This is a genomic window from Ruegeria sp. HKCCD7559, assembly GCF_013110575.1.
Taxonomy (GTDB): domain Bacteria; phylum Pseudomonadota; class Alphaproteobacteria; order Rhodobacterales; family Rhodobacteraceae; genus Ruegeria.
The window spans coordinates 89,046-100,663 of sequence record NZ_WVQU01000004.1 but is presented as its reverse complement, the minus strand read 5'-3'; the positions used below and the strand labels follow the sequence as shown (position 1 = coordinate 100,663).

Sequence of the window (11,618 nt, the reverse complement as noted above, 5' to 3'; positions counted from 1 at the left end):
TCTGGGCCACGTCATCGGCGTGGCCCTTTTTTTGTTACGCCGGCTGTACGAACCGAACCGACAAACTTGTCAGGCGGTCATCGACAAAATCACGTTCGACAGGTTTGAGTTGCTGGTGGCGTGGGTAACGCGGTTCGGCGCGATCATTCAGGATCGGGGCGTCCCAGCCTGTTGTCGTCTCAAAGAATCGATCCGCGCCGTCCTCGCCGAATGCCCGCAAGTAACCCTGCACGACAACATCGATATAGCTGAGCAGCAACGGGTGGTGATTGCTGGGCTGGCTGTGCCGATCCTGCGGGACGGCGTAGACAGCTATTTCGACGTCGTGCGTCAGGGGATGTGAAACCGACTGCGTTGCAGGAATCCGGTCATACGCCCATTCCCGTTCATCCAGCGCGGCCCAGTCATTATTGGGAACATGCGCAATCATGCCTTCGATCTCTGACTTCGGGTCGGGCACGGCAGTCAGAAACGCCACGGGTCGCAGATCGGTATGCCGCCAGGCCCGCCGCCAACCCTTCAGTCGCGCGGGGCGCGGATCGGGGAAATCATGCGTCGCGAGGTTCACGAGGCTGCCATAGCCAAAGAAATAGGGGTCGGCCATCCAAGAAGTGTCCTTTGGGTCGATTGATGTATGTCAAACCGCTTTTTTTCCGGACATGCAATAAGGTTGCATCTTGAATTTAGGGAGGCCCTCATGCGGATTACCAAAAGGACGAATATCGCTGTGCGCCTGTTGATGTATTGCGCAGCTCACCCGGACAGGCTGGTCACGAAATCCGAAATCGCCGAAGTGTGCAACATTTCGGAAAACCACCTGGCGCAGGTGATCAATCAGCTGAGCCAGCTGAACTATCTGAGCACGCAGCGCGGTCGTAACGGTGGCATGTCACTGGCGCGCCCCGCGGATCAGATACGCATCGGTGCGGTGTTCCGGCATGTTGAAGGGGCTTTGCCCATTGCCGAATGTTTCGCCGACGCGGACAACACGTGCCCTCTTACGGATGCCTGCCGGCTGAGGCTTGCGCTTCAGGACGCGGCAGAGGTGTTCTATGCGTCCCTGGACGATGTTACCCTGGATGCGCTGGTATGTGACAATGATCCGCTGCTGAGGCTCTTGCAGCCCGTGGCCTGCGTGCGCTGATTTCAATCGCTCGCGCGCAATATGCGCGCCGGACGCACCGAAAGTGGACGCAGGGCAAATGCCAGCCCAGCACATAACGTGACGCCTATCCCGGCCAGAACGATGCCGAAGGCCGATGACCAGATGACCGTGAACTCTGTGTCGAAGATGTAGGTGGCAACGGCCCAGCCGCCCAGAATGCCAACGAACAGCGCGACGCATCCCGCAGCGGCCCCAAGCAGAACGGATCGCAGGCCAAAGCTGCGCAGGATACGGCCACGATCTGCACCCAATGTCCTGAGGATGGCTGCTTCGTATCTGCGGGCAGGTTCGCCCGCCGCCGCTGCGCCGATCAGAACCAGAAATCCGGTCAGCAGCGATACTCCTGCACCGTACGAGGTCGCTGCGGCGATGCCTGCCAGCAGGCCCGAGACACGATCAATGGCGTCGCGCACCCGGATGGCCGTGATATTGGGGAACTGGCCTGCAAGATCCCGCAGGATGGCCGCCTCGGCCTGTTCTTCGGCATAGACCGTCGCGATAAAGCTGTGCGGCGCACCGGCCAGCGCAGTGGGGTTCATCGACATGACGAAGCCCATTCCCGCGGTAGAGAAATCTACCTCGCGCAGGGACGTCAGCTCTGCCGTGATGTCACGCCCAAGGATATTGACGGTCAGTTGGTCGCCCAGGTTCAGGCCCATCTCTTCGGCTTCTTCGGCGGCAAAGCTGACCTGGGGTGCACCTGCGTAATCTTCGGCCCACCATTCCCCTGCGGTCAGGCGTGCCTTCGGTGGCGGTTGAACCGAATAGGTCACGCCGCGATCCCCTTCCAACACCCAGTGATCTCCGGCCACGTCCCGAGCGGGCTGGCCGTTGATCTGCGTGATGATCCCGCGCAACATCGGCGCGCTTTCAATGCGGCTGACCGCGGGGTCGCTTTGCAGGCGTTCGGTGAAGCCGGGCATTTGATCTTTCTGGATGTCCACGAAGAAGTACGACGGCGCGACATCCGGCAGGTTGCCCGAAATGGCGTTGCGCAGGGTACCGTCGATCTGCCCGACCGCAGCCAGCACCGACAGGCCCAGCCCCAGTGACAGAACCACAGACCCTGCGCCTTCGCGTGGGTCCGAGATGGCCGACAACGCCCATCTGACTGTGGGTCGCCCGCGGGCCAACGAAGCCCCAGCCCGAGCCAGTTTGCGAATGGCATAAGCGGCGAGGGCCAACAGCGCCAGTGCACCGACAAGCCCGCCGCCGGTCCAGACGGTAAGCCGCGTCGAGCCGCTGAACCATGATGCCAGGGCGATCAGCAACAACAGCCCGACACCCGTTGCCACGACGTAAATCAGACGTGGAAAGGGGCGGGCCGAGCTCAACGCGTCGCGAAACAACGTCGCGGCGCGCACATCTTCGGTGCGGGCCAAAGGCCAGAGTGTGAACAGGAACGCTGTGAGCAGACCGTATATTGCTGCCTCGATCAGCGGCTGTGGATACAGGGAAAACACTGCGGGAACTGGCAATTGGCTTTCCAGCAGCGGGGCCAGAACAAGCGGCGCCAACCCACCCAGCGTCAGGCCAATCACAATCCCGAAGACGGACAGAACGCCAATTTGAATCATGTAGGTTTGAAAAATGGTGGCGCGATCGGCCCCCAAGGTGCGCAGCGTCGCAACGGTTTCCGTCTTCTGCGTCAGATAAGCACGCACGGCGGCAGACACGCCGATGCCGCCGACGGCAAGCCCCGACAGCCCGACAAGGACAAGAAAGGCACTCAGGCGATTGACAAACTCGGATATCCCGGGGGCACCGTTGCGCGCGTCCGTCCAACGCATCCCGGTGCCTTCGAATGCCGCATCAGCCTTTGCGGATACATCCGAAAGATCTGCGTTCCGGGGCAGGATCATCCTGTACTTGGTCGAAAACAGTGTTCCGGGTTCCAGCAGACCGGACGCCTGCAACGCCTCGGTTCGTACCAGAGTACGCGGCCCAAGACCAAACCCATCCGCCGCACTGTCGGGCTCGTCCAGCAAGGCAGCCGTCAGGATGAACTCTTGCGTCCCAAGTGAAAACCGATCACCGACGGACACCCCAAGCCGGTCCATCAGCACAGGTTCCATCACGGCCCCGGGCAAGCCGGAACTGCCGTTCAGGGCGTCTTCCAGCGGGATCTCTGGTTCCAGCCGTGCCGAGCCGACAAGTGGGTACGCGTTGTCGACCGACTTGACCTGAGTCAGTGCTCGTTCCGGATCTGTCGCGCCGGGCACAACGGCCATCGAGCGGAAATCAACAACCTCGGACATCTGGACGGATGTCTGTTGCATCCAGGCGCGCTCGGCCGGGTCGGCAAATCGATAGGTGAATTCAAGTTCGGCATCGCCCCCCAGCAGCGAGGCCCCTTCTTGCGCAAGCCCAGCCAGTATGGCTTGCCGCACCGACCCGACGGCCGCGATGGCGGCGACCCCCAACGCCAAACAGGCCAGAAAGATCCGAAAACCACTCAGGCCTCCGCGAAGCTCGCGGCGGGCGAGCCGCCCGGCCATCCGCAGGCTCATTCCGCGGCCTCCTGCCGGGTCTCTTCGGCGATCCTGCCGTCACGCAACCGAACGACCCGGTCACATCTTTCGGCCAATGAATGGCTGTGTGTCACCAGAACCAGGGTTGCATCGTATTTCCGGCGCAAACCAAACAGCAAATCAACAATTGCGGCCCCGTTGGTTTCGTCCAGATTCCCGGTCGGTTCATCAGCCAACAGGATTTTGGGGCGCGGCGCAGATGCTCGTGCCAAGGCAACACGCTGTTGTTCTCCGCCCGACAGTTGCGCCGGGTAATGATCGCGACGGTGCGACAGGCCAACGGCGTCCAGCTCTTGCTTGGCCCGGTCGAACGCATCCTTGTGCCCCGCCAGTTCCAGTGGGGTTGCTACGTTTTCAAGCGCGGTCATCGTCGGGATCAGGTGGAAGTTCTGAAACACCACCCCCATACTATCGCGTCGAAACCGGGCCAGAGCGTCCTCATCCATGTCGGTCAGCTCCTGACCCAGCGCCATGATTTGACCGCGCGTCACTTGTTCCAACCCCGCCATCAACATCAGCAGCGAAGACTTGCCCGAGCCAGAAGGCCCGATAAGCCCCAGAGTCTCGCCTTTGTCCACAGTCAACGTAATGTCATGCAGAATATCGACCCGCCCGGCATTGCCATCCAGGGACAAAGAGGCATCTTGGAGGGCGAGAACAGCAGTCGTCATGGGTCTACCCGAAAAAGGAGCGGTCTTTTGGGATATGGAGCGATCACCGCATTGCGCAAGGCTTTGATAGCAGGCCTTTTCACGTGGTGCGGTTTTGCGGCCACAGCCGAACAAGTGGTGATTGCGGCATTGGGGGACTCGCTGACTCAGGGCTATGGGCTGGTGGAGGAAAGCGGGTTTGTTCCGCAGCTTGAACGCTGGTTGCAGACGCAGGGCGCGGATGTCCGCGTCATCAACGCAGGCGTTTCGGGTGACACGACGGCGGGCGGGGCCGCGCGTGTGGACTGGACCCTGACACCGGATGTGGATGGCATGATCGTTGCCCTTGGCGGCAACGACCTGCTGCGGGGGATCGACCCTACCGTATCAAAGGCCAATCTGCGCAGGATCCTGGACGTGGCGCAGGGCGTGAATGTACCGGTTCTGCTAATCGGTATGCAGGCGCCGGGCAACTACGGGGCCGATTACAAGCAAGCTTTCGACGGGATGTACCCAGACCTGGCGAAAGAGTTCGACGTCCTCTTCACCGCCAGTTTCTTTGAAGGTCTTGCGGCAGAGGGCGACCCCGGTGCGGTATCGCAGTTCATGCAGTCGGACGGAATACATCCAAACGCGGATGGGGTGGCAAAGATCGTTGAATCACTGGGGCCGTCCGTTCTGAAGCTTGTTGATCAGGCGGGTCAAGCGGAATAGGCGCCCATCCATGGGCACCTAGACGACCGTGACAACTGTTCCGATCGGGACCCGGTTGTACAAATCGATCACATGCTCGTTCAGCATCCGTATGCAACCGTTGGACACTGCCCGGCCAATGGTCTGCGGCTGCGTCGTGCCGTGGATGCGGAAATAGGTATCGACACCGTTCTGGAACAGGTACAGCGCGCGCGCGCCCAGCGGGTTATCTCCGCCGCCGGGTTGGACATAGTCATTGTCCTTGAATTTGGCGTAAGCGACGGGATCACGTTCGATCATCTCATCCGTCGGGCGCCAGGTCGGCCATTCCTTTTTCACATCGATGGTGGCCGTGCCGGTAAACTCCAACCCCGCTTTGCCGACGCCGCATCCATAGCGGATCGCCTTGCGAGGTTCCGTGACGAAGTAAAGGTAGAACGACCGGGGCGCGACCAGCAGCTGTCCTGGTACGAACTGTTTCTTGATGCGCACGAATTGCGGCGTCGGATCATACTCGACCGCCTTTTTGGCGCGGGCGATGCCCGGCAACATGCTTGCTGCTGTTCCGGCCAGAAAAATACGGCGTGTAAACATCGAAACCCTCGTCGAATGACCAATGAAACTGAAACCAATTTCATCATCATATGATATTTGGTCAATTCTAGGGCAGTCATCACGTGGACGTGATGTGTCCTGTCTGCCACCCGAGGTTGTGGCGAGAAAGGGGCGAGGGGGATCCCCTCACCCGATATCAAGCTCAGGCCAGCTGGATGCTGTCGGCGCTTTCGCGGCCGTCACGACCGGCGCGCAGCTCGTACGTGACTTTCTGGTTGTCGGCCAGACCGGTCAGGCCCGAACGTTCGACAGCCGAGATGTGTACGAATACATCTTTGCCGCCCTCTTCCGGTGCGATGAAGCCGAAGCCTTTGGTGGTGTTGAACCATTTTACGGTGCCTGCTGGCATATCCGTGTCTCCTGTTTGAGTGCTGCCCACGGAGTTGCGGCAGCCTGGCGTCGTCGGTCTGTATCGATAGACTGACTGCCGATGAAGGAGACAGTAGGTCGAATAGAAAAACGTAAGCTCTTTGCATATGGCATCGGGGCGGGGGTGTGACAAGGGATTTCGTTCGATTTGTGCAAGGGCATGACCGATTTCTGCCGTGCCCACATGCGCGGGGGGCGAGTATTCTTTTACGGTGCCCACGCCTTGCCCAGTGTCGACGAACGGGTTGAACGGCCGCATTTGGTCATCACAAATGCCGTGCAGAGTGGTGTTCATGTCACCAGATGGTCACGCGACCTTTTCGCAGCAATGCAGGGCGCGATGCGGTTTGCGGCAATCTTGATCGCTGTCCCGTCCAGGCGTCGGCGACCAAACCAGCCGCGATCCGGATGAAGATGTCTTTATCTCGCCTGCGTTTGCTTCGGCTGAATACTGGTTTGTGACGCGCGCATTCTCTGTCAACATAACGCCCACCAAAGTCGTCGCGATGGATGGAGATTGTCCCGCGCCACACGCCTGCCGTTGACGCAAGGCATGCGCTTTGATTTCAGAAATGAAAGCGCCGGGCATGCCTGTTACCCATAAAGTGCGCGGGCCTCGGCGAAGGACAAAAGACGACGGTTCTTCTCGTCCCACAGGTGAAGCCGCGCATTGGCGAGGCTTTCCCGGATGGTCATTCGGTTGCTGTTTGCCAGTTCTTCATGATCGCGCAGCACTTCGGTCAGACGGTAGAACGGAATGCGGCTGTAGAGGTGGTGTACATGGTGGATGCCGATATTGGCACTGAACCACTGCAACACCGAGGGCAGGATATAGTGCGAACTTCCGTGCAGCGCCGCTTCATGCAGTTGCCAGTCTGCATCGGCGTCCCAATGCGTGTTCTCGAACTGGTGTTGTACATAAAACAGCCAAACGCCGGCCGTTGCGGCAATCAGAGTCGACGGCAGAAAGATCAGCAACATCGGCATCAGCCCGCCAAAATAGTAGATGGCCACAAGGGCAACCAGAATCGCAAGATTCGTCGCCATGGCGCTGACCCAGAACCTGACGCTGTCTGTCAGGCCCAGCGGAAGGCGGTTTTGAAACAGGAACAGATAGCCAGGGCCAAGCACGAACAAGGTGATCGGGTTTCGGTACACGCGGTACCAGAACCTGTTCAGTGGTGTTTTGGCCCGATATTCCGCCACGGTCAGGGTGTGGATATCGCCCATCCCGCGCTTGTCCAGGTTGCCGGAACTGTTGTGATGCGTGGAATGCGTGCGGCGCCAGACATCATATGGTGTCAGTGTCAGAACTCCGATGCCGCGCCCGATCCAGTCGCTGACGGCGCGGTTTTTGAAGAACGCGCCGTGCCCGCAATCATGCTGGATGGCAAACAAGCGCAACAGAAAGGCAGCATTGAGGACGGAAATCACAAAGGCCAGCCAATAGCTGACTGACAGCGACATCCAGGACAAAGCCCACAGCCCGAAAAAGGGGACAATGCTTACGCCCAGTTCAAAAGAGCTGCGCATTTGGTCCGGTTCGCGATATTTGGCAAGCGTTGTTACCCAGTCACGTGCGGCGGTGGTCTCCGGCTTGTCGCGGAGGGAGAGAGAGGGTTCAGTCATATGCCTGCCAGTCAAGTGTTTGCAGGCCACCGGATAGACGACCCCCCCGACATAGCAAGCGGTTTTTGTAAAGGTCGCTGCATTTCACGGTCACTTTTCGGTCAAATGCCAGCAGAGGTGCCCTTTGCGTAACACTGGGCTCAAGACCTCATGCCGACACTTCGCGGCGCAGGACAATCTACAGGCTTGTCAAGTGCGGTCATCGGGCCTATACGCCTGCGGTGGCTTTCCGCCACGAGAATCAAAACCAAGAAATGCCGTGTTTGGCCCATCACGCTTCGGGGTCACATCCGGCTTAGGAGAAGCGATATGAAACTGAACGAACTGCGCGACAATCCTGGCGCCGCACCGAAACGCACCCGCGTTGGCCGTGGTCCCGGTTCCGGCAAAGGTAAAATGGGTGGCCGTGGTATCAAAGGCCAGAAATCCCGTTCGGGTGTGGCCATCAATGGCTACGAAGGCGGCCAGATGCCGCTGTACCAGCGTCTGCCCAAGCGCGGCTTCAACAAGCCGAACCGCAAGGAATTCGCCGTTATCAATCTGGGTCTGATCCAGAAATTCGTCGACGCCGGCAAGCTGGACGCTTCGGCTGCGATCACCGAAGACGCTCTGGTTGCGTCCGGTCTGGTGCGCCGCAAGCTGGACGGTATCCGCGTTCTGGCCAAAGGCGAAATCAGCGCCAAGGTGAACCTTGAAGTAACCGGTGCTTCGAAATCTGCCGTCGAGGCAGTTGAGAAAGCGGGCGGTTCACTGAAGGTCACAAAAGCTGCTGCGGCAGAGTAATCGCTTGTGAGCGGGCAAAGACCCGCTTACATAGACCTCAGAGTTTTCCAAGACGCCGTCCGAGCCGGAAAACGGTTCCGGGCGGCGTTTGCATAAGAGAGACCGATTTATGGTATCAGCAGCAGAACAAATGGCAGCCAACACAAGCTGGGCTGCTTTGGGCAAGGCCACCGATCTGCGCAACCGCATCCTGTTCACGCTGGGTTTGCTGATCGTCTATCGTCTGGGCACCTTTATTCCGGTGCCGGGGATTGACGGAGCAGCTTTGCGCGAATTCATGGAGCAGGCGGGGCAGGGCATCGGCGGCATGATTTCGATGTTCACCGGCGGGGCGCTGGGGCGGATGGGTATCTTTGCCCTCGGCATCATGCCCTACATCTCGGCCTCGATCATCGTTCAACTGCTGACATCCATGGTTCCCGCGCTCGAACAGCTCAAGAAAGAGGGCGAGCAGGGGCGCAAGAAGATCAACCAGTACACCCGGTTCGGCACCGTGGCTCTGGCCACCGTTCAGGCCTACGGTCTGGCCGTTTCGCTGGAATCGGGCGATCTGGCGACTGATCCGGGGCTCTATTTCCGCATGTCGACCATGATAACGCTGGTTGGCGGCACCATGTTCCTGATGTGGCTGGGTGAACAGATCACCGCGCGCGGGATCGGCAATGGTATCTCTTTGATCATCTTCGTCGGCATCATCGCCGAGGTTCCGGCTGCTCTGGCGCAGTTCTTTGCAAGCGGCCGCAGCGGAGCGATCAGCCCTGCCGTGATCGTTGGCGTGATCGTCATGGTAATCGCGGTCATCACCTTCGTGGTGTTCATGGAGCGTGCCCTGCGCAAGATCCACATTCAGTATCCGCGTCGTCAGGCCGGTATGAAAATCTACGAAGGCGGCTCAAGCCACCTGCCGGTCAAGGTCAACCCTGCGGGTGTCATTCCGGCGATCTTCGCCAGCTCGCTGCTGCTGCTGCCGGTCACGATCTCGACCTTCTCGTCCGGTGCTGCCAACGGGCCGGTCATGTCGTGGCTGCTGGCCAATTTCGGCCCCGGACAGCCGCTGTATCTGCTGTTCTTCGCGTCGATGATCGTGTTCTTCGCCTATTTCTACACGTTCAACGTGTCGTTCAAGCCGGACGATGTGGCGGACAACCTGAAAAAGCAGAACGGGTTCGTGCCCGGTATCCGCCCCGGCAAGAAAACCGCCGAGTATCTGGAATACGTGGTCAATCGCGTGCTGGTTCTGGGTTCGGCCTATCTGGCCGCCGTGTGTCTGCTGCCTGAAATCCTGCGGGGCCAATTTGCCATCCCATTCTATTTCGGTGGCACCTCGGTTCTGATTATCGTCTCTGTGACCATGGACACGATCCAGCAGGTTCAGAGCCATCTTCTGGCGCATCAATACGAAGGGCTTATCGAAAAGTCCCAGCTGCGCGGCAAAGGCAAGAAACGCGGCAGGAAGGGACCCTCTCGTCGATGAATATCATTCTGTTGGGCCCCCCGGGGGCCGGGAAAGGAACGCAGGCGCGTCATCTGGTGGAAACACGCGGGATGGTGCAGCTCAGCACCGGAGATATGCTGCGCGAGGCCAAGACCAGCGGAACCGAAATGGGCCAGAAGGTTGCTGCGATCATGGACGCGGGCAAGCTGGTCACCGATGAGATCGTGATCGGCCTGATTGAAGAGAAACTGACCACCGAAAAAGGCGCCGGTTTCATCTTTGACGGTTTCCCTCGCACTTTGGCACAGGCCGACGCGCTGTCGGCTCTGCTGACCAAGCTGGGCCAGTCCCTGCATACCGTGATCGAGATGCGCGTGGATGACGATGCTCTGGTGGAACGGATTACCGCACGGTCAACCTGTGGCGGATGCGGTGAGGTCTATAACGACAAGACCAAGCCGATCCCGGCTGACGGCAAGTGCACCAACTGCGGCAAGGAAAATGACTTCGTTCGTCGCGCCGACGATAACGAAGACAGTCTGCGCACGCGGTTGATGGAGTACTACAAGAAGACCTCTCCGCTGATCGGCTATTACTACGCCAAGGGCGATCTGCGCCCCGTGAACGGGCTGGCGGACATCAAGGAAGTCACGGCGTCGATCGAGGCCATTCTCGGCTGATTTCAATATGGGCTTGACGGCACCGCCAAAAGCCCATATCGACCCCCATCCCTAAAGGGAATCAAGACCGCGTGCGGGATTCGTCCCAACCGCCCCGACCACCTCGAATAATGCTGAACCCTCTGGCCACACTGCCACGGTAAAGCGTTGTGAAAAAAGGTTCTGGAGTTACGGAACCGCAACGAAAAGGAAAGTGACACGTGGCACGTATTGCCGGCGTAAACATCCCGACTGCAAAGCGGGTACCTATCGCCCTCACATATATCACCGGTATCGGAAACACTTCGGCCAAAGCGATCTGCGAAGCCGTGGGCATTGAAGCGCACCGTCGCGTCAACGAACTGTCCGACGCCGAAGTTCTGGCCATCCGCGAGCACATCGATGCAAATTTCACCGTTGAAGGTGACCTGCGTCGCGAAGTTCAGATGAACGTCAAACGTCTGATGGACCTGGGCTGCTATCGCGGTCTGCGTCACCGCCGCAACCTGCCGGTTCGCGGTCAGCGTACCCACACCAACGCTCGTACCCGCAAAGGCCCCGCAAAGGCCATCGCTGGTAAGAAGAAATAAGGGAGGGTCTGACCGATGGCACGTGACAAGACTCGCGTTAAGCGCAAAGAGCGCAAGAACATCGCATCGGGCGTTGCCCATGTGAATTCGACCTTCAACAACACCAAGATCCTGATCTCGGACGTACAGGGAAACGCCATCTCGTGGTCGTCTGCCGGTACCATGGGCTTCAAGGGATCGCGGAAATCGACCCCCTACGCCGCTCAGATGGCTGCCGAAGACGCAGGCAAGAAGGCGCAGGAACATGGCGTTAAGACGCTGGAAGTCGAAGTTCAGGGCCCCGGTTCGGGCCGTGAATCGGCACTGCGCGCGCTGGCTGCAGTGGGCTTCAACATCACGTCGATCCGCGACGTGACACCGATTGCTCACAACGGCTGCCGTCCGCCGAAGCGTCGTCGCGTCTAAGCGATTTTGAATTGAGCTGGGGCTGTGTTTCTGCACGGCCCCAGCACGTCATTTTGAACCTCGGGCGTCTGCACCTTGTTGGTCATGGGGCGCG

At 59.4% G+C, this 11,618-nt stretch carries 13 protein-coding genes; 7 read left to right on the top strand and 6 right to left on the bottom strand.

Translation table 11 applies throughout. The features are described from left to right. Positions 1-34: 34 nt before the first annotated feature. Positions 35-604 carry a gamma-glutamylcyclotransferase family protein gene (locus GS605_RS12785; RefSeq protein ID WP_171331328.1) on the bottom strand — a complete coding sequence of 190 codons (570 nt, stop codon included), beginning with the start codon at positions 602-604 and terminating at the stop codon, positions 35-37. 93 nt (positions 605-697) lie between these two features. On the opposite strand from GS605_RS12785, the gene GS605_RS12780 reads away from it, so the two are divergent. Beyond that, positions 698-1,144 carry an Rrf2 family transcriptional regulator gene (locus tag GS605_RS12780; RefSeq protein ID WP_170346430.1) on the top strand — a complete coding sequence of 149 codons (447 nt, stop codon included), beginning with the start codon at positions 698-700 and terminating at the stop codon, positions 1,142-1,144. Positions 1,145-1,146: 2 nt separating this feature from the next. Here GS605_RS12780 and GS605_RS12775 read toward each other — a convergent pair whose 3' ends face one another. Together GS605_RS12775 and GS605_RS12770 are read right to left on the bottom strand one after the other, a co-directional pair. Beyond that, positions 1,147-3,675: an ABC transporter permease gene (locus tag GS605_RS12775; protein ID WP_171724233.1), complete on the bottom strand. Its 2,529-nt coding sequence runs from the start codon at positions 3,673-3,675 to the stop codon at positions 1,147-1,149. Continuing rightward, on the bottom strand, positions 3,672-4,367 hold the full coding sequence (locus tag GS605_RS12770; RefSeq protein WP_171724232.1) for an ABC transporter ATP-binding protein: 696 nt from the start codon (positions 4,365-4,367) through the stop codon (positions 3,672-3,674). The genes GS605_RS12775 and GS605_RS12770 overlap by 4 nt, the downstream gene beginning before the upstream one ends. Positions 4,368-4,394: 27 nt before the next feature. Here GS605_RS12770 and GS605_RS12765 point away from each other — a divergent pair, with 27 nt between their 5' ends. Continuing rightward, complete coding sequence (locus GS605_RS12765; protein ID WP_253283303.1) at positions 4,395-5,060, top strand: arylesterase; 666 nt, start codon at positions 4,395-4,397, stop codon at positions 5,058-5,060. Positions 5,061-5,078: 18 nt separating this feature from the next. Here the strand turns inward: GS605_RS12765 and GS605_RS12760 are convergent, their stop codons facing one another. The 3 genes from GS605_RS12760 to GS605_RS12750 all read right to left on the bottom strand — a co-directional run bounded on the left by GS605_RS12760 (position 5,079) and on the right by GS605_RS12750 (position 7,652). Then, a complete protein-coding gene (locus tag GS605_RS12760) occupies positions 5,079-5,633 on the bottom strand; it encodes a L,D-transpeptidase (protein ID WP_152456903.1) in 555 nt (184 codons plus the stop codon). A 163-nt stretch (positions 5,634-5,796) separates the two neighbouring features. After that, positions 5,797-6,003: a cold-shock protein gene (locus GS605_RS12755; protein ID WP_152456904.1), complete on the bottom strand. Its 207-nt coding sequence runs from the start codon at positions 6,001-6,003 to the stop codon at positions 5,797-5,799. A 614-nt stretch (positions 6,004-6,617) separates the two neighbouring features. Next, entirely contained in the window at positions 6,618-7,652 is a 1,035-nt protein-coding gene (locus tag GS605_RS12750; RefSeq protein WP_171634793.1) for a fatty acid desaturase, read from the bottom strand. A 309-nt stretch (positions 7,653-7,961) separates the two neighbouring features. Here GS605_RS12750 and rplO point away from each other — a divergent pair, with 309 nt between their 5' ends. From rplO to rpsK, 5 genes are all read left to right on the top strand, one after another. After that, a complete protein-coding gene (rplO, locus tag GS605_RS12745; protein WP_171634791.1) occupies positions 7,962-8,435 on the top strand; it encodes a 50S ribosomal protein L15 in 474 nt (157 codons plus the stop codon). 109 nt (positions 8,436-8,544) lie between these two features. After that, positions 8,545-9,909 (top strand): preprotein translocase subunit SecY, encoded by a 1,365-nt coding sequence (gene secY, locus GS605_RS12740; RefSeq protein WP_171634788.1) that lies wholly within the window; start codon positions 8,545-8,547, stop codon positions 9,907-9,909. Further along, entirely contained in the window at positions 9,906-10,550 is a 645-nt protein-coding gene (locus GS605_RS12735; RefSeq protein WP_152456908.1) for an adenylate kinase, read from the top strand. The genes secY and GS605_RS12735 overlap by 4 nt, the downstream gene beginning before the upstream one ends. 200 nt (positions 10,551-10,750) lie before the next feature. Next, positions 10,751-11,119: a 30S ribosomal protein S13 gene (rpsM, locus tag GS605_RS12730; protein ID WP_008757392.1), complete on the top strand. Its 369-nt coding sequence runs from the start codon at positions 10,751-10,753 to the stop codon at positions 11,117-11,119. A 15-nt stretch (positions 11,120-11,134) separates the two neighbouring features. Next, positions 11,135-11,524, top strand: coding sequence for a 30S ribosomal protein S11 (gene rpsK, locus GS605_RS12725; RefSeq protein ID WP_008757289.1), 390 nt, complete (start codon positions 11,135-11,137; stop codon positions 11,522-11,524). Positions 11,525-11,618: the final 94 nt, after the last annotated feature.